Below are 25,777 nucleotides of genomic sequence, written 5' to 3'. Positions count from 1 at the left end.
ATACCCCATGAGCGTTCGCCTCGGGATTGTCATGGACCCCATTGCGCGCATCTCCTACAAGAAGGACAGCTCGCTGGCCATGCTGCTGGCCGCCCAGGAACGCGGCTGGTCGCTGTTCTACATGGAGCAGCAGGATCTTTACCAACGCGAGGGCCAGGCCCGGGCACGGATGCGCCCACTGCGTGTGTTTGCCGACCCCGAGCATTGGTTCGACCTGGAAGCGGAAACCGACGGCGCCCTGAGCGACCTGGACGTCATCCTGATGCGCAAGGATCCGCCCTTCGACATGGAGTTCGTCTACAGCACCTACCTGCTGGAGCAGGCCGAGGCCGCGGGCGTGCTGGTGGTCAACCGCCCACAGAGCCTGCGTGACTGCAACGAAAAGCTGTTCGCCACCCTGTTCCCGCACTGCACGCCGGCGACCGTGGTCAGCCGCCGCCCGGATATCCTGCGCGACTTTGCCACCGAGCACGGTGACGTCATCCTCAAGCCGCTGGACGGCATGGGCGGTGCGTCGATTTTCCGCCACCGCGTGGGTGACCCCAACCTGTCGGTGATCCTTGAAACACTGACGGCCCATGGCACCCAGCAGATCATGGCGCAAGCCTACCTGCCGGCCATCAAGGATGGCGACAAGCGCATCCTGATGATCGACGGCGAGCCAGTGCCCTACTGCCTGGCGCGGATTCCGGCCAGCGGCGAAACACGCGGTAATCTGGCTGCCGGCGGACGTGGCGAAGCCCGCGAGTTGACCGAGCGCGACCGCTGGATCGCCGCACAGGTCGGCCCAACCCTGCGCGAGAAAGGCCTGCTGTTTGTCGGCTTGGACGTGATTGGCGAGCACCTGACCGAAATCAACGTCACCAGCCCGACCTGCATCCGCGAAATCGATAACGCCTTCGGTACCCGGATTGGCGTGCAGTTGATGGACGCCATTGATCGCAAGCTCAAGGCACGCTGACAGTCGAGGCAGGGAAACTGCGCAGAGTGGGTTATGATGCCGGTCCTTTTTTCGACCTGGCCGCCCGCTTTGCCGGTTTCACCCCGGCTGCTGGATAACCCATGACGCTCCCCGCCGACATCCCCGCCGACTTTGCCCCGCCCCGCGTTCGCCCGGCGGACCGGCTCGGCTTTACCCTTTTTCTGGCGGCGCTGCTGCACTTGGCGCTGATCCTGGGCCTGAGTTTTACCTTTGCCAAACCCGAAGAAATTCGGCGGACCCTGGAAATCACCCTGGCCACGTTCAAGAGTGAAGCGCCACCAAAGAAGGCGGACTTCCTGGCTCAGGACAACCAGAAAGGCAGCGGCACCCTGGACAAGAAAGCGGTGCCCAAGACCACTGAATTGGCGCCCTTCCAGGACAGCACGATCAACAAGGTAACGCCACCGCCCGCCGCACGGCAGGAAGTGCTGCCGCAGCCGACACCGCCCAAGGCCGTGGTCACCACCCAGGCCGCAAAACCGCAGAAAGTCGAAACCCGGCCCAAGGAAGTCAAACCGCAACCAAAACCCAAGGTGGCGGTACCGGAATTCGACAGCTCGGAACTGTCCAGCCAGATCGCCAGCCTTGAGGCCGAACTGGCCCATGAACAGCAAGCCTACGCCAAGCGCCCACGCATTCATCGGCTCAATGCCGCCTCGACCATGCGCGACAAAGGCGCTTGGTACAAAGAGGAATGGCGCAAGAAGGTCGAGCGCATTGGCAACCTCAATTACCCCGACGAAGCGCGCCGCCAGCAGATCTATGGCAGCCTGCGCCTGATGGTCTCGATCAACCGCGACGGCTCGCTCTATGAGGTGCTGGTACTGGAGTCGTCCGGGCAACCGCTGCTCGATCAGGCAGCACAGCGTATCGTGCGCCTGGCGGCGCCATTTGCGCCCTTCACCGGGGATCTTGCCGACATCGACCGGCTGGAGATCATCCGCACCTGGCGCTTCGCCCGCGGCGACCGCCTTTCGAGCAATTAAAGGGCGTGCCTCAGGCTTGTCAGTAGGGCGCCTCAACGCCACACTAAGGGTCATGAAGAACATCGCCCCGACCTACCTCAAGCACCAGTTTCTGATTGCCATGCCGCACATGGCCGATCCGAACTTTGCCCAGACCCTGACCTACATCGTCGAACACAACGAGAGCGGCGCCATGGGCCTGGTGGTCAACCGGCCACAGGAGTTGAACCTGGCCGATATCCTCGAGCAACTGCGACCGGACACCGAAACGCCAACGCGCTGCCTGCAGATACCCATCTACATGGGTGGCCCGGTACAAACCGACCGCGGTTTCGTGCTCCACAGCCGCGGCCCGACCTACCAAGCAACCATCGAGCTCGAAGGCTTGTCGCTGTCCACCTCGCAGGACGTCCTGTTCGCCATTGCCGACGGTACAGGCCCGGAAAACAGCCTTATCACCCTGGGTTATGCCGGCTGGGAAGCCGGGCAGCTTGAGGCAGAGCTCGCGGACAATGCCTGGCTCAATTGCCCATTCGATCCCGAGATCATCTTCGGCCTGGCCAGTGACCTGCGCCTTGAAGCGGCCGCCGCCAGCCTGGGGATCAACCTCAGCCTGCTAACCAGCCAGGCGGGGCACGCCTGATGAGTGCACCAAGGCTCCTGCTGGGTTTTGACTATGGCAGCAAACAGATTGGCGTGGCCGTTGGCCAGATGATCACCGGGCAAGCCCGCGAACTGTGCACGCTGAAAGCGCAGAACGGCGTACCGGACTGGGCCCAGGTGGAAAAACTGATCAAGGAATGGCAGCCCGATGCAATTGTCGTCGGCCTGCCGTTGAACATGGACGGCACGCCCAGCGAAATGAGCGCCCGCGCCGAGAAATTCGCCCGCCGCCTGAATGGCCGCTTCAACCTGCCTGTGCATACCCACGATGAACGCCTGACCACCTTTGAAGCCAAGGGCGAGCGCATGGCCCGTGGCGGTCAGCGCGGCAGCTACCGCGACAACCCGGTCGACGCCATTGCCGCCGCCCTGCTGCTGCAAGGGTGGCTGGAAGCCAATGCCGGGCTGATGCAACCCTGATCACGGATTCAAGCCGGACCGTATTAGCGCCCGGCCTCTTGAGGAGCAAGCATGAGCCTACCCAACCCCGCCGAACTGATCCGGCAGATGGCCAGCGACCTGCAGGCGCATCTGGCCCGCCGTAACATCACCGAGCCGCGCTACATTGGCATCCGCACGGGCGGTGTATGGGTTGCCCAGGCCCTGCTTGAAGCCCTTGGCCAACAGGACGCCGCGCTCGGCACACTGGACGTATCGTTCTACCGCGACGACTTCAGCCAGAACGGCCTGCACCCGCAAGTGCGCCCGTCAGAGCTGCCCTTCGAGATCGAAGGCCAGCACCTGGTGTTGGTGGATGACGTGTTGATGAGCGGTCGTACCATCCGCGCCGCCCTCAACGAACTGTTCGATTACGGCCGTCCAGCCAGTGTCACCCTGGTCTGCCTGCTCGACCTGGACGCTGGCGAACTGCCGATCCGTCCGAATGTGGTCGGTGCAACCCTGTCCCTGGCTGCCCATGAACGGGTAAAATTGCTCGGCCCCGCCCCGCTCGCCCTAGAGCGCCAGGACCTCGCCACCGTTTCCGCACTTTAAGAGTCCCCCGCGATGACGCCAATCGACGCCAAGCGCCCGCTGCAGCTCAATGATCAGGGCCAGCTGCGCCACTTTCTCTCGCTCGACGGTTTGCCCCGCGAACTGCTGACCGAAATCCTCGATACCGCCGACTCCTTCCTGGAAGTCGGTGCCCGGGCCGTGAAAAAGGTCCCATTGCTGCGCGGTAAAACCGTGTGCAACGTGTTCTTCGAGAACTCCACCCGTACCCGTACCACCTTCGAGCTGGCTGCCCAGCGACTCTCGGCGGACGTGATCACCCTGAACGTGTCGACCTCCTCGACCAGCAAGGGCGAGACGCTGTTCGACACGCTGCGCAACCTCGAGGCCATGGCGGCCGACATGTTCGTGGTCCGTCATGCCGACTCCGGTGCCGCACACTTCATTGCCGAGCACGTGTGCCCGGACGTGGCGATCATCAACGGTGGCGACGGCCGTCACGCACACCCGACCCAGGGCATGCTCGACATGCTGACCATCCGTCGGCACAAGGGCAGCTTCGAGAACCTCTCGGTGGCTATCGTTGGCGACATCCTGCACTCGCGGGTCGCCCGCTCGAACATGCTTGCGCTGAAAACCCTGGGCTGCCCGGACATCCGCGTGATCGGCCCGAAAACCCTCCTGCCAGTGGGCATCGAGCAGTACGGCGTGAAGGTCTACACCGACCTGGAGCAAGGCCTGAAAGACGTCGACGTGGTGATCATGCTGCGCCTGCAACGTGAGCGCATGCAGGGTGGCCTGCTGCCGAGCGAGGGCGAGTTCTACCGCCTGTTCGGCCTGACCACCGCGCGCCTGGCCGGCGCCAAACCGGACGCCATCGTCATGCACCCGGGGCCGATCAACCGTGGGGTAGAGATCGAATCGGCCGTGGCCGATGGTGCCCACTCGGTCATCCTCAATCAGGTCACCTACGGCATTGCCGTGCGCATGGCCGTACTGTCCATGGCCATGAGTGGCCAGACCGCACAACGTCAATTCGAGCAGGAGAACGCCCAGTGACCCTCAGCATTCTCGGCGCCCGGATCATCGACCCGGTCAGCGGCCTGGACCAGGTCAACGACCTGCACATCGACGCGGGCAAGATCGTTGCCATCGGCGCCGCCCCGGCCGGCTTCAACGCTGCGCGCAGCCTGGATGCCCAAGGCCTGGTGGCTGCGCCGGGCCTCGTCGACCTCAGCGTCGCCCTGCGTGAGCCGGGTTACAGCCGCAAAGGCACCATTGCCAGTGAAACCCGTGCTGCTGCAGCCGGTGGCGTCACCAGCCTGTGCTGCCCGCCACGGACCAAGCCAATACTGGATACCTCGGCAGTCGCCGAGCTGATTCTCGACCGCGCCCGTGAAGCCGGGCATGCCAAAGTGTTCCCGATCGGCGCCTTGAGCAAAGGCCTGGAAGGCGAGCAACTGGCTGAACTGATAGCCCTGCGAGATGCGGGCTGCGTGGCCTTCGGCAATGGCCTGAGCGGCTTTGCCAACACCCGCACCCTGTGCCGCGCACTGGAATACGCCGCCACCTTCGACCTGACGGTGATCTTCCACTCCCAGGACCGCGACCTAGCCCAGGGCGGCCTCGCCCATGAAGGCGCAATGGCCAGTTTCCTCGGCCTGCCGGGTATTCCCGAAACCGCCGAGACCGTGGCGCTGGCGCGTGACCTGCTGCTGGTTGAACAAACCGGCGTGCGCGCACACTTCAGCCAACTGACCAGTGCCCGCGGCGTCGAGCTGATTGCCCAGGCCCAGGCCCGGGGCCTGCCCGTGACCGCCGATGTCGCCCTGTACCAGTTGATCCTCACCGATGAAGCGCTGGTGGACTTCTCCAGCCTTTACCACGTCCAGCCACCGCTGCGCACCCGGGCCGACCGCGAAGGCCTGCGCGAGGCCGTGAAAGCCGGTGTAATCCAGGCCATTTCCAGCCATCACCAGCCTCACGAACGTGACGCCAAGCTGGCACCGTTCGGCGCCACCGAGCCAGGTATCAGCAGTGTCGAACTGCTGCTGCCGCTGGCCCTGACGCTGGTCGAAGACGGCCTGCTGGACCTGCCAACCCTGCTCCAGCGCCTGTCCAGCGGCCCGGCGCACGCATTGCGCCTGCCGGTTGGTGAACTGAAGGTGGGGGCAGCAGCCGACCTGGTGCTGTTCGATCCGAAGGCCTCGACTGTCGCGGGCGAACAATGGCGCTCCAAGGGTGAAAACTGCCCGTTCATCGGCCACTGCCTGCCAGGCGCCGTACGTTACACCCTGGTCGACGGGCACATCAGCCACGAAGCCTGATCCTGCTGACACCTCAGTCTGCTGAAGAACCCCCGCTTTTTAGCGGGGGTTCTTTTTAAGCCAACGACAGCGTAAGACCGTAGCGCCCCCTGACGACTCGCCTGAGACGGCACATGGGAAGCCGGCAAGACCCGCCAGCAAAACAACCGCTCATCCGTAGCAGTTGAAATACCCGTCATCACCCCCATATGAGTCTGCATCGGCATTTTCGCCCGCTGCGTGGAGACTCTCCCCTTGACCACCATCGTTTCAGTACGTCGCCACGGCAAAGTCGTCATGGGCGGCGACGGCCAGGTTTCACTCGGCAACACCGTGATGAAAGGCAACGCGAAGAAAGTTCGTCGCCTGTACCACGGCCAGGTGCTCGCTGGCTTCGCCGGCGCCACCGCCGATGCGTTCACCCTGTTCGAGCGTTTTGAAGGCCAACTGGAAAAGCACCAGGGCCACTTGATCCGCGCTGCCGTCGAACTGGCCAAGGAGTGGCGTACCGACCGCTCCCTGAGCCGCCTGGAAGCCATGCTCGCGGTCGCTAACAAAGATGCCTCGCTGATCATCACCGGCAACGGTGACGTGGTCGAGCCGGAAGATGGCCTGATCGCCATGGGCTCCGGCGGCAACTTTGCCCAGGCCGCCGCACGCGCGCTGCTGATGAAGACCGACCTGTCGGCCCGCGAAATTACCGAGACGGCCCTGGGTATCGCCGGCGATATCTGCGTGTTCACCAACCACAACCTGACCATCGAGGAAGAGGACCTGGCGGAGTAACCAGCTGTTCTGGCGCCCAGCATTTCATCGCTGGGCTTTTCCACGCTGAACTCATCGTTAAAGGACCACCTATCACCATGTCCATGACCCCCCGCGAAATCGTCCACGAACTCAACCGCCATATCATCGGCCAGGACGATGCCAAGCGCGCCGTCGCCATTGCCTTGCGCAACCGCTGGCGCCGGATGCAGCTGCCTGCTGAGCTGCGCGTTGAAGTGACCCCGAAGAACATCCTGATGATCGGCCCGACCGGCGTCGGTAAAACCGAGATCGCCCGGCGTCTGGCCAAGCTGGCCAACGCACCGTTCATCAAGGTCGAAGCGACCAAGTTCACTGAAGTCGGCTATGTGGGCCGAGACGTCGAGTCGATCATCCGCGACCTAGCAGATGCCGCCATCAAGCTGCTGCGCGAACAGGAAATGGTGCGCGTACGCCATCGCGCAGAGGACGCCGCCGAAGAGCGCATCCTCGACGCCCTGCTGCCACCGGCACGCACAGGTTTCAACGAAGACGCCGCCCCGAGCCAGGACTCCAATACCCGTCAGCTGTTCCGTAAGCGCCTGCGTGAAGGCCAACTGGACGACAAGGAAATCGAGATCGAAGTCGCCGAGGCGATGGGCGTCGACATTTCTGCGCCGCCGGGCATGGAAGAGATGACCAACCAGTTGCAGAACCTGTTCGCCAACATGGGCAAGGGCAAGCGCAAGAGCCGCAAGCTCAAGGTCAAGGAAGCCCTGAAGCTGGTGCGCGACGAAGAAGCCGGGCGCCTGGTCAACGAAGAAGAACTCAAGGCCAAGGCCCTGGAAGCCGTCGAGCAGCACGGCATCGTGTTCATCGACGAAATCGACAAAGTCGCCAAGCGTGGCAACGTCGGCGGTGCCGATGTATCCCGTGAGGGCGTGCAACGCGACCTGCTGCCGCTGATTGAAGGCTGCACGGTGAACACCAAACTGGGCATGGTCAAGACCGACCACATCCTGTTCATCGCCTCGGGGGCGTTCCACCTGAGCAAGCCAAGCGACCTGGTTCCTGAACTGCAAGGCCGCCTGCCGATTCGTGTTGAACTCAAGGCCCTGAGCCCGCAAGACTTCGAGCGCATTCTCAGTGAGCCACATGCGTCGCTGACCGAACAGTACCGCGAACTGCTGAAGACCGAAGGCCTGAACATCGAGTTCACCCCGGAAGGCATCAAGCGCCTTGCCGAGATCGCCTGGCAGGTCAACGAGAAGACCGAGAACATCGGTGCCCGTCGCCTGCACACGCTGCTGGAGCGTCTGCTGGAAGAGGTGTCGTTCAGCGCTGGCGACCTGGCCAGTGCCCACAGCGAAACACCGATCCAGATCGACGCCGACTACGTCAACAGCCACCTGGGCGAATTGGCGCAGAACGAAGACCTGTCTCGTTATATTCTGTAAGCCTCACCCTCTTACAGGCAGGGCCGTTCGCGGCCCTGATCGCTTATGACTCGACTCCCCACCGCAATCAATCTGCACAAAGCCTCCAAGACCCTGAGCCTCAGCTATGGGCCCAACGAGGTCTACCACCTGCCCGCCGAGTTCCTGCGCGTGCACTCCCCCTCCGCCGAGGTCCAGGGCCACGGCACCCCCATCCTGCAATTCGGCAAGCTCGGGGTCGGCCTGAGCGCGATCGAACCGGCCGGCCAGTACGCACTGAAACTGACCTTCGATGACGGCCATGACAGCGGTCTGTTCACCTGGGAATACCTGGAACAGCTGTGCCTGCGTCAGGAACAGCTCTGGGCCGAGTACCTGGAGGAACTGGCCAAAGCCGGCAAATCCCGCGACCCTTCCGAGTCTGTCATCAAACTGATGCTCTAATCAGGCACTCTTGTGTTTTAGAGCGCATTTTCTAATTTGATCTGCTTGAATGCCTCTGCACAGCCAATGGATGGCTGGCGTGCGCAACACCTTAACGTCGGGTTACCAATGGATCTGGCAAGTTCCCTGCATCGGTTTTTTTGCAGGCTCTAGTCGAGATGCCGAAGTCGCGAGCGAGCGCAGGCTGTCTTCTCACGCAAAGACCACCCGCACGACGCGCCTTCGTTTTCATCCAGACACGCTGTACGCAGTTCGTTATCACTGGTCACCCGAGCAGTAGTACCGGCCTCTCCTGTGCCACCGCCACAGCCAAAACCGGTACTCGTCTCAGGACAACGGAGCGTCGTAGATGAGCAACAAGAACAACGATGACCTGCAGCGCCAAGCCTCGGAAAACACCCTGGGCTTAAACCCTGTAGTGGGCTTGCGCCGTAAGGATTTGCTGACTTCTGCCCGTATGGTGCTGCGCCAGGCCATCCGCCAGCCGCTGCACAGTGCCAAGCATGTCGCGCACTTCGGCATGGAACTCAAGGATGTCCTCTTCGGGAAGTCCAGCTTGCAACCGGAGAGCGATGATCGTCGCTTCAACGACCCGGCCTGGAGCCAGAACCCCCTGTATCGCCGCTACCTGCAGACCTACCTGGCCTGGCGCAAGGAGTTGCACGACTGGATCGGCGACAGCAATCTGTCGGAACAGGACATCAGCCGTGGCCACTTCGTTATCAACCTGATGACCGAAGCCATGGCCCCGACCAATACGGCTGCCAACCCGGCTGCGGTGAAGCGCTTTTTCGAAACGGGCGGCAAGAGCCTGCTGGATGGTTTGTCCCACCTGGCCAAGGATCTGGTGAACAACGGCGGCATGCCCAGCCAGGTCAACATGGACGCCTTCGAGGTTGGCAAGAACCTGGGCACCACTGAAGGCGCCGTGGTGTTCCGCAACGAAGTACTGGAACTGATCCAGTACCAGCCAACGACCGAGCAAGTGCTTGAACGCCCGCTGCTGGTGGTACCGCCGCAGATCAACAAGTTCTACGTCTTTGACCTGAGCCCGGAGAAAAGCCTGGCACGCTTCTGCCTGCGCTCCAACGTGCAGACCTTTATCGTCAGTTGGCGAAACCCGACCAAGGCTCAACGCGAATGGGGCCTGTCGACCTACATTGATGCACTGAAAGAAGCCGTCGACGCCGTGCTGGCGATTACCGGCTGCAAAGACCTGAACATGCTCGGCGCCTGCTCCGGTGGGATTACGTGCACCGCGCTGCTCGGCCATTATGCGGCGCTGGGCGAGAACAAGGTCAATGCCCTGACCCTGCTGGTCAGCGTACTCGACACCACCCTCGACAATCAGGTCGCACTGTTCGTCGACGAGCAGACCCTGGAAGCCGCCAAGCGACATTCCTACCAGGCCGGCGTACTGGAAGGCCGCGACATGGCCAAGGTATTCGCCTGGATGCGGCCCAACGACCTGATCTGGAACTACTGGGTCAACAACTACCTGCTGGGCAATGAACCTCCCGTGTTCGACATTCTGTTCTGGAACAACGACACCACGCGCCTGCCGGCTGCCTTTCACGGCGACCTGATCGAAATGTTCAAGAACAACCCATTGACCCGCGCCGATGCACTGGAAGTGTGCGGTACCCCTATCGACCTGAAGAAAGTCACCAGCGACATCTACAACGTCGCCGGTACTGCCGACCACATCACACCGTGGCAGTCCTGCTACAGATCCGCACAGCTGTTCGGCGGCAACGTGGAGTTCGTGCTGTCCAATAGCGGCCATATCCAGAGCATCCTCAACCCGCCGGGCAACCCCAAGGCACGCTACCTGACGGGAGGTGAGCTGTTGTCACAGGCCAGCGAATGGCAGGAAAACGCCATCAAGCACCCAGACTCCTGGTGGCTGCACTGGCAAAACTGGCTGACAGAGCGCTCGGGGGCGCTGAAAAAAGCGCCGACACGCCTTGGCAGCAAAGCCTATAGCGCAGGCGAAGCCGCACCGGGCACCTACGTTCACGAGCGTTGATACACCCGCCGCCGTGGCCAGCTGAGGGGCGCGGCGCTTTATCCATCACAGGGGCTCGCGCATGCCGCAACCGTACGTTTTCAGAACTGTCGATCTGGATGGTCAATCCATCCGAACGGCAGTTCGCCCCGGCAAATCGCACTTGACGCCCTTGCTGATCTTCAACGGCATTGGGGCCAACCTGGAACTGGTGTTTCCATTCATCCAGGCGCTGGACCCGGACCTGGAAGTGATCGCCTTTGACGTGCCCGGTGTCGGCGGCTCCTCCACCCCGCGCCGCCCGTACCGCTTTCCAGGCCTGGCCAAACTGACCGCACGCATGCTCGATTACCTGGACTATGGCCAGGTCAATGTCATCGGGGTTTCCTGGGGTGGCGCCCTAGCGCAACAGTTCGCCCATGACTACCCGGAACGCTGCAAGAAACTGGTACTGGCGGCGACCGCTGCCGGTGCGGTCATGGTCCCCGGCAAGCCCAAGGTGCTGTGGTTGATGGCCAGCCCGAGGCGCTACATACAGCCCTCCCATGTCATCCGCATTGCCCCGGACATTTATGGCGGCGCATTTCGCCGCGACCCGGACCTGGCCTTGTCACACGCGGCCAAGGTGCGCTCTTCGGGCAAGCTGGGCTATTACTGGCAACTGTTCGCCGGGCTTGGCTGGACCAGCATCCACTGGCTGCACAAGATCCAGCAGCCAACCCTGGTGCTGGCCGGTGACGACGACCCCTTGATCCCACTGATCAATATGCGCCTGCTGGCCTGGCGAATTCCCAATGCCCAGCTACACATAATCGACGACGGCCATCTGTTCCTTGTCACCCGGGCCGAGGCCGTCGCACCGATCATCATGAATTTCCTCCAGCAGGAGCGCCAGCGGGCCGTGATGCATCCTCGGCCTGCACCTGGCGGTTGAGCGGAGCCCTGGCCTGTCGCTTGCGTGCGTGGCAGAAAGGCTCCGCCAGAACCGCGAAGCGCAATTGGTGCCGCACTTGCATGGATGAGTGTGTTGATGGCTTGACGACGGAGTGTTGCCTGATGAAAGACAGACCCGCGAAGGGCGTACCACCGGCCCCCGCCACCTATATCAACGCGCAGAACGCGATCACCGGATTGCGCGGCCGCGACTTGATCTCGACCTTGCGCAGTGTCAGTCGCCATGGTTTGCGCCACCCGCTGTACACAGCCAAACACATGCTGGCTCTGGGCGGACAGTTGGGTCGGGTGCTGCTGGGCGATACGCCTCATCAACCCGGCCCTCGCGACGAGCGCTTCAACGATCCGACCTGGCGCCAAAACCCTTTTTATCGGCGTGGCCTGCAGGCCTACCTGAGCTGGCAGAAGCAGACAAGCCAGTGGATCGACGGCAGCCAACTGAGCCATGACGACCGCGCCCGTGCGCACTTTCTGTTTTCACTGATCAACGATGCCCTGGCCCCGAGCAACTCACTGCTCAACCCGCTTGCGGTAAAGGAGCTGTTCAACACCGGCGGCCTGAGCCTGCTGCGTGGCCTGAACCATCTGCTTGATGACCTGCGGCACAATGACGGGATGCCCCGGCAGGTCAACCGGGAGGCCTTTGAGGTCGGCAAGACACTGGCCACCACACCCGGCGCCGTGGTGTTTCGCAACGAACTGCTGGAGCTGATCCAGTACAAGCCAATAAGCGAGAAACAGTACGCCCGGCCCTTGCTGGTGGTGCCTCCTCAGGTCAACAAGTTCTATATCTTCGACCTCAGCCCGCACAACAGCTTCGTCCAGTACATGCTCAAGAATGGCTTGCAGGTGTTCATGATCAGCTGGCGCAACCCAGACCCGCGCCATCGTGAGTGGGGCCTGTCCAGCTACGTGCAGGCCCTGGAAGAAGCCACCAACGCCTGCCGAGCCATCAGCGGCAGCCGAGACGTGAACCTCATGGGGGCCTGCGCAGGTGGTTTGACCATGGCCGCGCTACAGGGCCATTTGCAAGCCAAGCGCCAGTTGCGTCGGGTACACAGCGCCACCTACCTGGTGAGCCTGCTCGACAGCCAATTCGACAGCCCGGCCAGCCTGTTCATCGACGAACAGACCCTGGAAGCCGCCAAACGACGCTCCTACCAGCACGGTGTGCTCGACGGGCGCGAAATGGCCCGCGTGTTCGCCTGGATGCGCCCCAACGATCTGGTCTGGAACTACTGGATCAACAATTACCTGCTGGGCAAGTCGCCACCGGCGTTCGATATCCTCTACTGGAACAACGACAGCACCCGCCTGCCCGCCGCGCTGCACGGCGACCTGTTGGACTTCTACAAGCACAACCCGCTAGCCCACGCCGCTGGCCTGGAAGTGTGCGGCACCCCCATCGACTTGCAGAAGGTTACGCTCGACAGCTTCACCGTGGCCGGCGACAACGACCACATCACCCCATGGGATGCGGTCTATCGCTCGACCCTGCTGCTCGGCGGTGAACGGCGCTTCCTGCTGGCCAACAGCGGGCATATCCAGAGCATCATCAACCCGCCGGGCAATCCCAAGGCCTGGTTCATGGAAAACCCGAAACTGAGCAGTGACCCACGCGCCTGGTTCTATGACGCCAAGCAGGTCGATGGCAGCTGGTGGCCGACGTGGCTGGAATGGATACAGAAACGCTCCGGGACGCAACGCGAAACCCTGAATGTACTCGGCAACCCAAACTTTCCCCCCATGGACCCCGCACCCGGCACCTACGTGCTGGTGCGCTGAACAAGAAGAACGGATGAAAACCCGCGACCGTATCCTTGAGTGTGCCCTGCAACTGTTCAACCAACAGGGTGAACCCAACGTCTCGACTCTGGAGATCGCCAATGAAATGGGCATCAGCCCGGGCAACCTGTATTACCACTTCCATGGCAAGGAGCCCCTGGTACTCGGGCTGTTCGAGCGTTTCGAGGAAGAACTGACGCCGCTGCTCGATCCACCGGTCGACCTGCGCCTGGATGCCGAGGACTACTGGCTGTTTCTGCACCTGATCGTCGAACGCATGGCCCAGTACCGCTTCCTGTTCCAGGACCTGTCGAACCTGGCCGGACGCCTGCCACGCCTGGCACGCGGTATCCGCAACCTGCTCAACGCGCTCAAGCGCACCCTCGCCGCCCTGCTGTCCAGCCTCAAGGCGCAAGACCAGATCAAGGGCGACACGCGCACCCTCGGCCAATTGGTCGAGCAGATCACCCTGACCCTGCTGTTCTCGATGGATTACCAGCGCATCCTGGCTCGCGACAGCCAGGTCGGCATCGTCGTCTATCAGGTGATGATGCTGGTCGCACCGCACCTTGAGCCTGCGCCACGGCATGCGGCCGAACAGCTCGCGCTGCGTTATCTGGACGATTGACAGCCTCACCGGCCAGAACTGAAAACGCCCGGCACACAGGCCGGGCGCTTGTCGACAGCCGCCTCGATCAGGCCTGGCTGGTAGATGCCGGGGTCGCCGAGGGCGTACCGCTGACCGGCGCTGGCGCCGCGCTTGCTGCTGGCGTGGCGGCCAGAGCGGCGTTCACGGTTTCAGCAGGCTTGGTCGCCGGTGCCTTTTTCACGGCCGGTTTTCTTGCCACGGGCGGCTTGGCAGCAGCAGGCTTGGCCGCGGCTTTTGCAGCTGCAGGCTTGGCAGCCGGTTTAGCCGCTGCAGCCTTGGCTACGGGTTTGGCTGTAGATTTGGCAGCGGCTTTCGGCGCGGCCTTGGCCAGTGGCTTGGCGGCAGTGGCAGGTTTGGCCGCAGCAGGTTTGGCCGAAACCGACTTGACCGAGGCGCCGGTGAGCTTCTCGATCTGCTTGGTCAGGGTATCGACCTGCTGATGCAGTGCCTTGACCTCATTGCGGCTAGGCACCCCCAGACGCGAAATCGCACTGTTCAGGCGCTTGTCGAAGGCTTCTTCGAGCTCGCTCCACTTGCCCAGCGCCCGCTCCTTCACATCGCCAACCCGTGATTTCGCGGACTTTGCCGAACTCTTTGCAGCATCTACCTGCTCGTCGACCCGGGTCTTGGCCTGCTTCTCGGCTTTCTCGCCATCCTTGACCAGGGTTTCGAACAACTTACTGCCATCGTTGCTGATCTTTGAGTAAGCGCCCAAGCCTGCCAGCCAGATCTGACGGGAGTACTTTTCGACCTCGCCGACCCAGGAGCTGCCTTCTTTTTCTACTTTCTTCTTGCCAGCCATCCCGCTCTCCTTAGTGTTTACGTGCAACGTGTTCGAGCAATGCTGTCAGCTCATCGAGCTTGGCAGAAAGTGTCTCCACGTCATGTTTAGACGGAATGCCGATACGATTCAAGGCGCTGGCGACGCGCGTGTCGAATGCCTTCTCGATTTTATCGAGCTGCACTTCGACCTTGCCTTTGACGCCACTGATCTCATCCTTGACCGAATCGATCTGGCTGTTGGCCGCGTCGAGCTCATGGTCGATACGCTTTTTGCCGCGTTTTTCGATACCTTCGCCCGCCTTGACCAACTCTTTCAAATAGTCGGCACCTTCCTGCCCGACCCGGGCATAGGCTCCCAGGCCTGCCAGCCAGATCTTGCGCGCGTAACCGCGCACCTCACCCAGCGTGCCGCTCTGGGCATGCTCTTTTTGCTTCAGGGAAACCTTGGCCATGCTCTGCACCTCACGTTGATCGCGGAAATGGAGAAACTGCCCACGAGGTCGGGGCTTGTGCACAAGGTAGGGGGAAAAATTAGAATGCTCACCCTAAGGCGAGATAACCGCACTACGCCCTTGGCGGCAAAGCCGACGCCTGTGACGATGACAGGTACCGGCGTTGCAGGCGAAGAGCACCGAGATGTCAGGCCAGGGCCTTGTCCAGCGCCCGCTCGATTTCAGCCTTGATGGTCCCGCCCATCATCGACAGCATCATCCCCAGTTTCAATTCGACGCGAATGCTGTCGTCACCGATCTGAATGCTGCCATTGGCGCCACTGCGCTTGACCTGGACAGTGTCGCCTTCCCACTGTGCCTTGAGGTCATACTCACGGGCCAGGCGCTCCACCAGGGCTTCGGCCTTCTGCCGGGCCGCCTCGCGGCCTAGGCTGTGTCTACGTTCAACGCTGATCTGGGTCATTCAATCAATCCTGGCTAAGAAGGCATACTGGCGGCCTATATTAGCCCGCCCCCCTCCTGCGACACAGCCCGCCAAGACAAATCACGCCGCACGCCCTAGAATGGCGGTAATTTTTTCCGGTGACAGCGATATGAACGATCAGCGCAAAGGCGAAAACGCCGAAACCACCACTCACTTCGGCTACCAGAGCGTGCCGGAAAGCCAGAAGGCGGAAAAGGTCGCTGAGGTTTTCCACTCGGTGGCGGGTAAGTATGACTTGATGAACGATGTGCTTTCCGGCGGCATGCACCGCCTGTGGAAGCGCTTCACCATTGAACTGTCGGGCGTTCGCAGCGGTAACCGCGTCCTCGACATCGCCGGCGGTACCGGCGATTTGACCCGCAAGTTCTCCCACCTGGTCGGCCCGACCGGTCAGGTCGTACTGGCCGACATCAACGCCTCGATGCTCAAGGTCGGGCGTGATCGGCTGCTCGACCTGGGTGTGGCTGGCAACGTCGAGTTCGTCCAGGCCGATGCCGAGAAGCTGCCCTTCCCGGACAACCATTTCGACTGCGTCACCATCGCCTTCGGCCTGCGCAACGTCACCCACAAGGAAGACGCCCTGCGCTCCATGCTGCGAGTGCTCAAGCCCGGTGGCCGTCTGCTGGTGCTGGAGTTCTCCAAGCCGACCAACAAGGTGATGTCCAAGGTTTACGATGCCTATTCGTTCGCCTTCATGCCGCTGATGGGCAAGCTGATCACCAACGACGCCGAGAGCTACCGCTACCTGGCCGAATCGATCCGCATGCACCCGGATCAGGAAACCCTCAAGGCGATGATGGTTGAAGCCGGTTTTGACCGCGTGACCTATCACAACATGACCAGCGGCATCGTTGCCCTGCACCGCGGCATCAAACCCTGATGTTGCTGAGCGGCCTTCTCGCCAGTGTCGAACACGGGGTCAACCGTGTTTTGCGCCTGGACAGCACGGCACTGCCACGCCTGGCACGGCTCGAGGGCAAGGTGATTGCCATCGACTGTCGCCAGCCAGCGCTGCAGTTGTTCATCCTGCCCAGCGATGAAGGCCTGCTGTTCGCTGCGCATTGGGCAAACGACGCCGACTGCACCCTGCGTGCACCGGCTTCAAGCCTGATGCGCCTGGCCATGAGCAAGGACAAGACCGCCGTGCTGCACAGCCCGGAGGTCGAACTCGACGGTGACAGTGGAGCACTGCTGGACCTGGTTGCAGTGCTACAAGACCTTGAACTGGACTGGGAGTATGAAGTCTCTCGCTGGCTCGGGCCGGTGGCTACGCAACTGATCAGCGGTCACCTGCGCAGCCGCGCCCAGTGGACCCGCCAAGGCCTGTCCAGCCTCAACCAGAACATCGCCGAGTACCTGGCCGAAGAGGCCCGGACACTGGTTGGGCAGCGCGAAGCAGAGGTGCGCTTCAGCGAGCTCGACACACTCAAAGTCGATATAGAACGTCTCGAGGCGCGTATTGAGCGCCTTGCCCGATCCCTTGAATCCAGCGATAACGCATGAAGCTGCTTGCCGTCCGCCGTCTGTTGCGCATCCAGCGCGTCGTAATCCGCTACCGTCTCGATGACCTGCTGTTCGCCCTGCCGTTGCCCTGGTGGCTGATGGCGCTGCGTTTCGTCATGCCTTGGCGCTGGCTGCCACGCAAGCCCGTGGCGCTGAGCCGTGGCGCACGCCTGCGCCTGGCGTTGCAGGATCTGGGGCCGATCTTCATCAAGTTCGGTCAGTTATTGTCGACCCGCCGCGACCTGCTGCCCGAAGACATTGCCGATGAGCTGATGTTGCTGCAGGACCGCGTACCGCCGTTCGATCCGCAAAAAGCCATCGCCATGATCGAGGAACAACTCGGGGCGAAAATCAGCGAAGTGTTCAGGCGCTTCGACGTCGAGCCCTTGGCTTCGGCCTCTGTGGCCCAGGTACATGCGGCGCAGCTGAAAAGTGGCGAAGAAGTGGTGGTCAAGGTCGTACGCCCGGGCCTCAAACCTATCATTGCCCAAGACCTGGCCTGGCTGTTCCTGATTGCCCGCGCGGCCGAGCGGCTCTCATCCGACGCCCGCCTGCTGCACCCTGTGGAAGTGGTCAGCGACTACGAAAAGACTATCTACGACGAACTCGACCTGTTGCGCGAGGCAGCCAACGCCAGCCAGCTCAAGCGCAATTTCGAAGGTTCGGAAATGATGTACGTTCCGCAGGTGTACTGGGACTGGTGCCGGCCGAAAGTGCTGGTCATGGAGCGCATCTACGGCATTCAGGTTACAGACCTGGCGACCCTGGCCGATCAGCGCACCGACATGAAAATGCTCGCCGAGCGCGGCGTCGAAATCTTCTTTACCCAGGTATTTCGCGACAGTTTCTTCCATGCCGACATGCACCCCGGCAACATCTTCGTCAGTACCGTGAAGCCGTGGAGCCCGAAGTACATCGCCATCGACTGCGGCATCGTCGGCAGCCTGACCCCCGAGGACCAGGACTACCTGGCGCGCAACCTGTTCGCGTTCTTCAAGCGTGACTACCGCCGCGTCGCGCAATTGCATATCGATTCGGGCTGGGTGCCTGCGCACACCAAGCTGAACGAGTTCGAGGCGGCGATCCGCACCGTGTGCGAACCGATCTTCGAGAAACCGCTGAAGGACATCTCCTTCGGCCAGGTCCTGATGCGCTTGTTCCAGACGGCCCGGCGTTTCAACATGGAAGTCCAGCCTCAACTGGTACTGCTGCAGAAAACCCTGCTGAACATCGAGGGCCTGGGCCGTCAGCTCTACCCCGAGCTAGACCTGTGGAGCACCGCACAGCCGTTCCTGGAGCGCTGGATGCGTGATCGCGTCAGCCCGAAATCGTTGCTGCAGAACCTGCACAACCAGGTTGAACAGGTACCCCATCTGGCCGGTATGGCCCGTGACCTGCTCGAGCGCCTGTCGCAACCGCATGCCAGCGAGCAATCAACGGCCCGGCGCCAGAACGCCGACAGCTGGGCGCTGCGCCTTTTGGGCGCCGGCCTGCTCGCCGGTGGCGCAACCCTCGCCGCGGGAGCCATCAGCCTCAGTGCTCCCGCAGCCTGGCCGGCCTGGCTGATGCTCGCCGCTGGGCTCTACCTGATCGTGCGTCGATAGCCAGCCAGGCACCTGGCTGGCAAACTAGCGAAAACATTCGACATAAGATCGAGTGTGGTTTTGGAGTTTTTCATGAAAGACTGGCTGGACGAGATCAACTGGAACAGCGACGGTTTGGTACCGGCGATCGCCCAGGATCACAAGACCGGGCGCGTACTGATGATGGCCTGGATGAACCGCGAAGCACTGACCCTGACTGCCGCTGAGCAGCGTGCCATCTACTGGTCGCGTTCGCGTGGCAAACTGTGGCGTAAGGGTGAGGAGTCGGGGCACGTGCAAAAACTGCACGAAATGCGCCTGGACTGCGACGCCGACGTGATCATCCTGATGGTCGAGCAGTTGGGCCATATCGCCTGCCATACCGGCCGTGAAAGCTGCTTCTATCGTGTCTTCGAGAACGGCGAATGGAAAACCGTCGACCCGGTTCTGAAGGATCCACAAGCCATCTACAGCGCAGGACACTGACATGAGCGACACCCTGACCCGTCTGGCCGAAGTGCTGGAGGCGCGCAAAGGCGCAGCACCCGACAGCTCCTACGTCGCCAGCCTGTACCACAAGGGCCTGAACAAAATCCTGGAAAAGGTCGGCGAAGAATCGATCGAGACTATCATTGCTGCCAAGGATGCTGCTGCCAGTGGCGACTACAGCGATGTTATCTACGAAACCGCAGACCTGTGGTTCCATAGCCTGGTAATGCTGGCCTCGTTGGGACAGCACCCCCAAGCGGTACTGGACGAACTGGACCGTCGCTTTGGCCTGTCCGGGCATGCCGAAAAAGCTGCGCGCAAGCCAGACCTGACTGAATAAATTCGAAGGAGTGCACCATGGGTATTTTTGACTGGAAACACTGGATCGTACTGTTGGTCGTCGTGGTGCTGGTGTTCGGCACCAAGAAGCTGAAGAACTTCGGCAGCGACCTGGGCGAATCGATCAAGGGCTTTCGCAAGGCCATGAACGAGGAAGACAAGCCCGCCGATGCAGCGCCTGCCCAACCTACCCAGGCACACTCATCGCAAACCATCGACGGCCAGGCACACAAGGTCGAAGAACCCGTCCGGCAAGAACCGGTCCGGAAGGACTAACCCATGTTCGGGATCAGCTTCTCCGAGCTGCTGCTCGTCGGCCTGGTTGCCTTGCTGGTACTTGGCCCAGAACGCCTGCCCGGCGCGGCGCGCACTGCGGGCCTGTGGATCGGGCGGCTCAAGCGCAGCTTCAATTCAATCAAGCAGGAAGTGGAGCGTGAGATCGGCGCCGACGAAATTCGTCGCCAGTTGCACAACGAGCACATCCTCTCGATGGAGCAAGAAGCACGCAAGATCCTCAATCCGCAGAGCGTAGCGCCCCAGCCTTTCCAGCCACCGGCTGAAAGCAGCCCCGCACAGCCAGCGCCGAGCCTGACGCCAGCTGCCACGGACGCACCGGCTGCGCCTGCGCCTCTCAACGATTCGCCACAACCGCCGCGAGCCCCATGAGCGATATCCCGGAAAACGACCAGCCAATGCCGCTGGTTTCACACCTCACTGAACTGCGCACACGCCTGTTGCGTTGTGTTGCGGCCATCTTCCTGATCTTCGCCGGGCTGTTCTCCTTCGCGCAGCAGATCTACACCCTGGTGTCGGCACCGTTACGCGCACACCTTCCGGCCAACGCAACGATGATCGCCACCGATGTGGCCTCGCCGTTCCTGACGCCGTTCAAGCTGACCATGATCGTCTCGCTGTTTCTGGCGATCCCGCTGATCCTGCATCAGATCTGGGGGTTTATCGCGCCCGGCCTGTATCGCCACGAAAAGCGCATCGCCGTGCCCCTGCTGGTATCGAGCATCCTGCTGTTCTATGCCGGCATGGCCTTCGCCTACTTTTTGGTATTCCCACTGATTTTCGGTTTCTTTGCCAGTGCGACACCGGAAGGCGTCTCGATGATGACGGACATCGCCAGTTATCTGGACTTCGTCATGACCCTGTTCTTCGCCTTCGGCGTTGCCTTTGAAATTCCGGTGGCGGTGGTGCTGCTAGTCTGGATCGGCGTGGTCGACGTCAAGTACCTGAAGAAGATACGCCCTTACGTGATCATCGGCTGCTTCGTCGTCGGCATGATCCTGACCCCGCCAGACATCTTCTCGCAGACGCTGCTGGCAGTGCCCATGTGGCTGCTGTTCGAGATTGGCGTACTGTTCGGCGGCCTGATCCGCAAGCGCAGCGAACACCCTGAGGCACCCGAGCAAGACCACAACGACCAGCCGCCAGCGACCCAAGCGTGAACCTGCTGTTACTTGAGGAAGCCGACTTCGTTGCGGCTGACCGGGTGGTGCTGGGCGACCGCCGCTTTACCCACATGCAGGAAATTCACCGGGTAGCGGTCGGTGACAACCTGCGGGTTGGCCGCCTTGGCGGGCAAATGGGCCAGGCTCAGGTACTGCGACTGGAAGGGCATGAGGCGGAGTTGCAGGTCACCTTCGACCAGCCACCACCGGCCAAGCTGCCGCTCACCCTGGTGCTGGCACTGCCTCGTCCCAAGATGCTACGCCGGGTGTTCCAGACCGTTGCGACCATGGGCGTACCGAAACTGATCCTGGTCAACAGCTACCGGGTCGAGAAGAGCTTCTGGCAAACGCCGTTCCTTGAGCCCGACGCCATTCGCGAGCAGTTGATTCTCGGCCTTGAACAGGCGCGCGACACCGTGCTGCCCGAAGTGATCATCGAGAAGCGCTTCAAGCCGTTTGTCGAAGATCGCCTGCCGGCCATCAGTGCCGGCACCCTCGGGCTGGTCGGTCACCCCGGTAATCATCCCCCCTGCCCACGTGGCCTGGACGAGCCGGTAACCCTGGCCATTGGCCCGGAGGGTGGCTGGATCCCCTATGAAATCGACCTACTGAACAAGGCCGGCCTGACGCCGGTACAGCTCGGTGACCGAATCCTACGCGTGGAAACGGCAGTAACCGCATTGCTCGCCAGACTTTTCTGACTTCAGGTTCAATGATCGAGGCCGATGCATTGGCATTAGAACAATGAATCGCCTCGACCGCTGGCAAGGAGTCGCACCATGTACCGTTGGTTCTCCCATCAACTCGGCAATCTCAGCGTTAACCTGAAACTCGGGATTGGCTTTGGCCTGGTGCTGCTGTTAACCCTGATCATCACCTTCACCGGCTGGCAGGGCTTGCAGGGGGTTATCGACCGCGGCGACAAGCTTGCAGCAATCTCCCGTGTGAGCCAGCAGACCCAGGAGCTACGCAATCAGCGCCTGAACTATGAAAAAGAGCGTACGGCAGAGGCTGCAGCCAATGTGGAAAAAGCCTTGGCGACCCTGGATGACAACCTGCAACACGTGCGCACGCGCATCAACGACAGCCAGGACAACGACCGCCTCGGTCGCCAGATCAATGCCGTAGCCGAGTACCGGCGAGCCTTTACCGACCTCAAACAGGCGGCACAGGATCGCGAGCATAGCCGTGAGCAACTGGGTACGAGCGCTGACCGCGCTGCCGGCCCGCTCGAGCAGATTGAGCAGCAATTGCTCAAAAGTGAAAGCCTGAGCCAGTTCAACAGCGCAATGACCGTTGACAAGCTGCTGCAGAATGCGCGCTTTCAAGTCCGCGGCTACACCTACAGCGGCAAGCCAGAGTTTGAACAAACCGCCACCGCTGCCATCGATCAGGCTGCAGCCCAGCTCAAGGCCCTGATCGACAAATTGCCGACCGAGCACACTGAGTCACTGACCAACGCCGGCCAGGCACTGGCCGGCTACCGCGCAGCCGTTGGCCTCTACCGTGACGCCCAATTGGCCAGCGAACACGCCCTGCAGCGCATGGCACAGCAAGGCCAGGTGTTGCTCGACCTGAGCCACGAACTGACGCTGTCGCAAACCCAGCAGCGCGATGACGAGTCGCAGCACGCCAAGCTGATGCTTACGCTCGCCACAGGCCTGGCACTGCTGCTGGGTGTTATCGCCGCCTGGGCCATCACGCGACAAATCATCGTACCCTTGCGCCATACGCTGACCGTGGTCGACCGTGTTGCCGACGGCGACCTGAGCCAACACGTCAACGTCGAACGCAGCGACGAACTGGGCCAGTTGCAACGCAGCATGCAACGCATGACCCACAACCTGCGCGAACTGATCGGTGGTATCGGCGATGGGGTTACGCAGATTGCCAGCGCAGCCGAACAGCTGTCGGCTGTCACTGAGCAGACCAGCGCCGGGGTCAACAACCAGAAGGTTGAAACCGACCAGGTCGCAACGGCCATGAACGAGATGGCCGCAACCGTGCAGGAAGTGGCACGCAACGCCGAGGAAGCCTCCGAAGCCGCGGTAATGGCCGACCAGCAGGCCCGCGAAGGAGATCGGGTGGTGGGCGAAGCCATCGCCCAGATTGAGCGCCTGGCGACCGAAGTGGAACACTCCAGCGAAGCCATGAACCAGCTCAAGACCGAAAGCGACAAGATCGGTAGCGTCCTCGACGTGATCAAGGCCGTGGCCCAGCAAACCAACCTGCTGGCCCTCAACGCAGCCATCGAGGCTGCCAGAGCAGGTGAAGCCGGGCGTGGTTTTGCCGTAGTGGCCGACGAAGTGCGCAGCCTGGCACAACGCACCCAGCACTCGACCGAGGAAATCGAAGCGTTGATCGCCAGCTTGCAACACGGCACCCAGCAAGCGGCCAACGTGATGGACAGCAGCCGCGGCCTGACCGAAAGCAGCGTCGAACTGACCCGCCGTGCCGGCACCTCGCTGGAGACGATCACCCGTACCGTGTCGTCCATCCAGTCGATGAACCAGCAGATCGCAGCAGCGGCAGAACAACAGAGCGCCGTGGCAGAAGAGATCAACCGCAGCGTGATGAATGTACGCGACGTCTCCGACCAGACCTCCGCTGCCAGTGAGGAGACCGCAGCCTCCAGCGTCGAGCTGGCGCGCCTGGGCACTCACTTGCAGACGCTGGTCGGCAAGTTTCGTCTGTAGTCATTAAACACCCTGTGAACGCGCGCCGCCCCTGGCTTTCTGGCCTCGGGCGGCGCGCGCATGTATGCACGAAAGAAAAGCCCTACAAATAACGCAAAAAACTCCAATTTCACGCAAACTTAGGCGAAATTTCCTACATCACTCACAGGTTCAGGTCCTCGTTCTCCGGCCGATGAGCACAATGGCCGCGTCTCCCCCTTCAGGCGCGAAGCCCTTCATCATTCAGGAGAACCGCCATGTTCGGACCCTTGTCCCGCCTGCTTAGCAACCTGAGCGTCAAGCTCAAACTCGCCGCCGGTTTTGCCATGGTTCTGTCGCTGACACTGGCCATAACCCTGTTCGGTTGGACCGCGCTGGGTGATGCCATTGAGAGCTCAAAGCGACTGTCCAGCATTGCCCGACTCAGCGAGCTCAATAAGGATCTGCGCGCCGAGCGCATCACCTTCCGGGTGTTGGCTGACGATGAGAGCAAGGGCCAGGTACTCAAGGCCTTGAACGACATGCAGCACATGCTGGAACTCATGCTGCCGCAGTTCGACGACCCCGTAGAACTGAAATTGCTGAACGACGAGCAACAGCTCGTGCACACCTACCAGCGCGACTTCGACACCCTGCAAAAAGCCGTCACATTGCGCATGACGCACTTGCAAGCACTGGAGGCTCAGGAACAGCAGGTCCTCGACACGATTGATGCCATCGAGAAGCAGCTCCTGCTCCTGCAGGAGACGGAGCATAACCAGACGGCTCGCTCCAAAGCACTGACGCTGCTGGAAAACCTGGGGCGGCAGATCGACAATGTCAGCCAGCAACGTCAGGTGCCAGCCTACATGTCCAACCCTACCAGCGCCTTTGCCAATGTCGGCAAGCAGGCGATGACCGCTGCCGAGTCGGTCTTCGCTCAGTTGGGCACGGCACTGACCCAACTCCGGCTGACGGACACCTCGGTACTGCAGGCGAGCGGCTCAGCGCTGAGCCGCTATGGCCAGGCGCTGGATCAGTACCGTAATGCAGCCATTGCAGCCGAAAATGTACAGAATGATCTGGAAACCCTTGGCAAGCAGATGCGTGAAGTCGGCCAACGCCTGACCGACCATCAACTCAGTGTTCAAGATCAAGAGGCACATGCCGCACAAGCCGCCCTCAGCAGCGTCTCCGCGCTGGCTCTGCTGGTCGGTATTCTGGCTGCGTGGATTATCACCCTGCAGATCACCACGCCCCTGCGACACACCCTGGAGCTGGCCGCACGGATTGCTCAGGGCGACCTTAGCGGCGATAGCGAGGTGACGCGCCGGGATGAAATGGGCCAGTTGCAGCGCAGCATGCACCGCATGACCTTAAGCCTGCGCGAGTTGATCGGCGGTATTGGTCATAGCACCTCCCAACTGTCGGACGCCGTACAGACGCTTTCGGCCGTAGCCGCTCAGACACATGGCGGTGTCAGCAGCCAAAAGGAGGAAACCGATCAGGTGGCGACCGCCATGAACCAGATGGCCGCAACGGTACAGGAGGTGGCTCGCAATGCCGAGCAGGCTTCGGCTGCAGCCTGTGATGCCGACCATCAGGCCCAACTGGGCGATCAGGTCGTCGCAGAAGCCGTCGCACAAATCGAACAGCTGGCGGATCAAGTCAACCGTTCAATCCAGGCAATGGGCAAGTTGGCGCAGGAAAGCGAGCGCATTGGCAGCATTCTGGATGTGATCAAGTCGGTCTCGGAGCAGACCAACCTGCTGGCACTCAATGCCGCCATTGAGGCGGCCCGGGCAGGTGAGGCTGGACGAGGCTTCGCCGTAGTTGCCGATGAGGTACGAGGGTTGGCACAACGCACGCAGCAGTCCACCGAGGAAATCGAGGAACTGATCGCCAACCTTCATAACGGTACCGCTCAGGTCGTTGAACTGCTCGACAGCAGCAGGAACCTGACCCAGGACAGCGTTGCCCTCAGCAGAAAAGCTGGCGCGGCCCTGGCCCAGATCGCTCACAGCGTCTCGAACATCCAGGGCATGAACCAGCAGATCGCGACAGCCAGCGAAGAGCAAAGCGCAGTCGCCGAGGAGATCAACCGCAACGTGATCAATGTGCGCGATGTTGCCGAGGAAACCGCATC

At 61.6% G+C, this 25,777-nt stretch carries 27 protein-coding genes and 3 pseudogenes; 27 read left to right on the top strand and 3 right to left on the bottom strand.

The genetic code is table 11. The features are described 5' to 3' along the window. The first annotated feature begins 7 nt into the window (after positions 1-7). From gshB to AB7M23_RS08175, 14 genes are all read left to right on the top strand, one after another. Entirely contained in the window at positions 8-961 is a 954-nt protein-coding gene (gene gshB, locus AB7M23_RS08240; RefSeq protein WP_065761333.1) for a glutathione synthase, read from the top strand. A 101-nt stretch (positions 962-1,062) separates the two neighbouring features. Then, positions 1,063-1,968, top strand: coding sequence for an energy transducer TonB (locus AB7M23_RS08235; protein ID WP_099773369.1), 906 nt, complete (start codon positions 1,063-1,065; stop codon positions 1,966-1,968). A 52-nt stretch (positions 1,969-2,020) separates the two neighbouring features. Next, complete coding sequence (locus AB7M23_RS08230) at positions 2,021-2,590, top strand: YqgE/AlgH family protein (RefSeq protein WP_330522263.1); 570 nt, start codon at positions 2,021-2,023, stop codon at positions 2,588-2,590. Beyond that, positions 2,590-3,030 carry a Holliday junction resolvase RuvX gene (gene ruvX, locus AB7M23_RS08225; protein WP_163935928.1) on the top strand — a complete coding sequence of 147 codons (441 nt, stop codon included), beginning with the start codon at positions 2,590-2,592 and terminating at the stop codon, positions 3,028-3,030. The genes AB7M23_RS08230 and ruvX overlap by 1 nt, the downstream gene beginning before the upstream one ends. 51 nt (positions 3,031-3,081) lie before the next feature. Next, complete coding sequence (gene pyrR, locus AB7M23_RS08220; protein ID WP_065761897.1) at positions 3,082-3,603, top strand: bifunctional pyr operon transcriptional regulator/uracil phosphoribosyltransferase PyrR; 522 nt, start codon at positions 3,082-3,084, stop codon at positions 3,601-3,603. Between the two features lie 12 nt (positions 3,604-3,615). Then, complete coding sequence (locus tag AB7M23_RS08215; protein ID WP_065761896.1) at positions 3,616-4,620, top strand: aspartate carbamoyltransferase catalytic subunit; 1,005 nt, start codon at positions 3,616-3,618, stop codon at positions 4,618-4,620. Next, on the top strand, positions 4,617-5,888 hold the full coding sequence (locus tag AB7M23_RS08210) for a dihydroorotase (protein ID WP_065761895.1): 1,272 nt from the start codon (positions 4,617-4,619) through the stop codon (positions 5,886-5,888). Before AB7M23_RS08215 ends, AB7M23_RS08210 begins: the two co-directional genes overlap by 4 nt. 234 nt (positions 5,889-6,122) lie before the next feature. Further along, complete coding sequence (hslV, locus tag AB7M23_RS08205; protein WP_065761255.1) at positions 6,123-6,653, top strand: ATP-dependent protease subunit HslV; 531 nt, start codon at positions 6,123-6,125, stop codon at positions 6,651-6,653. 77 nt (positions 6,654-6,730) lie between these two features. Then, positions 6,731-8,068 carry an ATP-dependent protease ATPase subunit HslU gene (gene hslU / locus AB7M23_RS08200; protein WP_099773368.1) on the top strand — a complete coding sequence of 446 codons (1,338 nt, stop codon included), beginning with the start codon at positions 6,731-6,733 and terminating at the stop codon, positions 8,066-8,068. Between the two features lie 45 nt (positions 8,069-8,113). Beyond that, positions 8,114-8,491, top strand: coding sequence for a gamma-butyrobetaine hydroxylase-like domain-containing protein (locus AB7M23_RS08195; protein ID WP_065761257.1), 378 nt, complete (start codon positions 8,114-8,116; stop codon positions 8,489-8,491). A 349-nt stretch (positions 8,492-8,840) separates the two neighbouring features. Continuing rightward, positions 8,841-10,520: a class II poly(R)-hydroxyalkanoic acid synthase gene (gene phaC, locus AB7M23_RS08190; RefSeq protein ID WP_454240578.1), complete on the top strand. Its 1,680-nt coding sequence runs from the start codon at positions 8,841-8,843 to the stop codon at positions 10,518-10,520. A gap of 61 nt (positions 10,521-10,581) precedes the next feature. Continuing rightward, positions 10,582-11,433 carry a poly(3-hydroxyalkanoate) depolymerase gene (gene phaZ, locus AB7M23_RS08185; RefSeq protein WP_065761259.1) on the top strand — a complete coding sequence of 284 codons (852 nt, stop codon included), beginning with the start codon at positions 10,582-10,584 and terminating at the stop codon, positions 11,431-11,433. A 122-nt stretch (positions 11,434-11,555) separates the two neighbouring features. Further along, on the top strand, positions 11,556-13,238 hold the full coding sequence (phaC, locus tag AB7M23_RS08180; RefSeq protein ID WP_330522259.1) for a class II poly(R)-hydroxyalkanoic acid synthase: 1,683 nt from the start codon (positions 11,556-11,558) through the stop codon (positions 13,236-13,238). 13 nt (positions 13,239-13,251) lie between these two features. After that, positions 13,252-13,866, top strand: a complete 615-nt coding sequence (locus AB7M23_RS08175) for a TetR/AcrR family transcriptional regulator (RefSeq protein ID WP_454240577.1) — start codon at positions 13,252-13,254, stop codon at positions 13,864-13,866. Between the two features lie 67 nt (positions 13,867-13,933). Here AB7M23_RS08175 and AB7M23_RS08170 read toward each other — a convergent pair whose 3' ends face one another. The 3 genes from AB7M23_RS08170 to AB7M23_RS08160 form a co-directional block, all read right to left on the bottom strand. Continuing rightward, entirely contained in the window at positions 13,934-14,689 is a 756-nt protein-coding gene (locus AB7M23_RS08170; protein ID WP_099773366.1) for a phasin family protein, read from the bottom strand. A 10-nt stretch (positions 14,690-14,699) separates the two neighbouring features. Next, positions 14,700-15,122 (bottom strand): phasin family protein, encoded by a 423-nt coding sequence (locus AB7M23_RS08165; RefSeq protein ID WP_065761263.1) that lies wholly within the window; start codon positions 15,120-15,122, stop codon positions 14,700-14,702. A gap of 187 nt (positions 15,123-15,309) precedes the next feature. Beyond that, positions 15,310-15,585, bottom strand: a complete 276-nt coding sequence (locus AB7M23_RS08160; protein ID WP_065761264.1) for a polyhydroxyalkanoic acid system family protein — start codon at positions 15,583-15,585, stop codon at positions 15,310-15,312. A gap of 130 nt (positions 15,586-15,715) precedes the next feature. On the opposite strand from AB7M23_RS08160, the gene ubiE reads away from it, so the two are divergent. From ubiE to AB7M23_RS08095, 13 genes and pseudogenes are all read left to right on the top strand, one after another. Further along, on the top strand, positions 15,716-16,486 hold the full coding sequence (gene ubiE / locus AB7M23_RS08155) for a bifunctional demethylmenaquinone methyltransferase/2-methoxy-6-polyprenyl-1,4-benzoquinol methylase UbiE (RefSeq protein ID WP_065761274.1): 771 nt from the start codon (positions 15,716-15,718) through the stop codon (positions 16,484-16,486). Next, on the top strand, positions 16,486-17,109 hold the full coding sequence (locus tag AB7M23_RS08150) for a ubiquinone biosynthesis accessory factor UbiJ (RefSeq protein ID WP_065761265.1): 624 nt from the start codon (positions 16,486-16,488) through the stop codon (positions 17,107-17,109). Before ubiE ends, AB7M23_RS08150 begins: the two co-directional genes overlap by 1 nt. Beyond that, on the top strand, positions 17,106-18,713 hold the full coding sequence (ubiB, locus tag AB7M23_RS08145) for a ubiquinone biosynthesis regulatory protein kinase UbiB (protein WP_454240576.1): 1,608 nt from the start codon (positions 17,106-17,108) through the stop codon (positions 18,711-18,713). The genes AB7M23_RS08150 and ubiB overlap by 4 nt, the downstream gene beginning before the upstream one ends. A 72-nt stretch (positions 18,714-18,785) precedes the next feature. Then, the gene (hisI, locus tag AB7M23_RS08140) at positions 18,786-19,178 is read left to right on the top strand and encodes a phosphoribosyl-AMP cyclohydrolase (RefSeq protein ID WP_065761267.1); all 393 of its coding nucleotides are present in this window, start codon (positions 18,786-18,788) and stop codon (positions 19,176-19,178) included. Position 19,179: 1 nt separating this feature from the next. Next, the gene (locus AB7M23_RS08135; protein WP_065761268.1) at positions 19,180-19,521 is read left to right on the top strand and encodes a phosphoribosyl-ATP diphosphatase; all 342 of its coding nucleotides are present in this window, start codon (positions 19,180-19,182) and stop codon (positions 19,519-19,521) included. Positions 19,522-19,538: 17 nt separating this feature from the next. Then, positions 19,539-19,796 (top strand): twin-arginine translocase TatA/TatE family subunit, encoded by a 258-nt coding sequence (locus AB7M23_RS08130; RefSeq protein ID WP_065761269.1) that lies wholly within the window; start codon positions 19,539-19,541, stop codon positions 19,794-19,796. 3 nt (positions 19,797-19,799) lie between these two features. Then, positions 19,800-20,186: a Sec-independent protein translocase protein TatB gene (gene tatB, locus AB7M23_RS08125; RefSeq protein ID WP_099773364.1), complete on the top strand. Its 387-nt coding sequence runs from the start codon at positions 19,800-19,802 to the stop codon at positions 20,184-20,186. Continuing rightward, positions 20,183-20,974 carry a twin-arginine translocase subunit TatC gene (gene tatC / locus AB7M23_RS08120; RefSeq protein ID WP_065761271.1) on the top strand — a complete coding sequence of 264 codons (792 nt, stop codon included), beginning with the start codon at positions 20,183-20,185 and terminating at the stop codon, positions 20,972-20,974. The genes tatB and tatC overlap by 4 nt, the downstream gene beginning before the upstream one ends. Further along, positions 20,971-21,678 (top strand): 16S rRNA (uracil(1498)-N(3))-methyltransferase, encoded by a 708-nt coding sequence (locus tag AB7M23_RS08115; RefSeq protein WP_330522257.1) that lies wholly within the window; start codon positions 20,971-20,973, stop codon positions 21,676-21,678. Before tatC ends, AB7M23_RS08115 begins: the two co-directional genes overlap by 4 nt. A 78-nt stretch (positions 21,679-21,756) precedes the next feature. Next, positions 21,757-22,818: pseudogene (locus AB7M23_RS08110) on the top strand (methyl-accepting chemotaxis protein); the annotation flags it as partial. Continuing rightward, entirely contained in the window at positions 22,801-23,673 is an 873-nt protein-coding gene (locus AB7M23_RS08105; protein WP_454242157.1) for a methyl-accepting chemotaxis protein, read from the top strand. The pseudogene AB7M23_RS08110 and the gene AB7M23_RS08105, both read left to right, overlap by 18 nt. A gap of 236 nt (positions 23,674-23,909) precedes the next feature. Next, positions 23,910-25,010: pseudogene (locus AB7M23_RS08100) on the top strand (methyl-accepting chemotaxis protein); the annotation flags it as partial. Beyond that, a pseudogene (locus AB7M23_RS08095) lies at positions 24,993-25,743 on the top strand (methyl-accepting chemotaxis protein); the annotation flags it as partial. The pseudogenes AB7M23_RS08100 and AB7M23_RS08095, both read left to right, overlap by 18 nt. Positions 25,744-25,777: the final 34 nt, after the last annotated feature.

Source organism: Pseudomonas sp. HLS-6 TE3448, from assembly GCF_053629555.1.
Note: the sequence above shows the minus strand (reverse complement) of the source record. Positions and strands in the feature narration are given on the sequence as shown.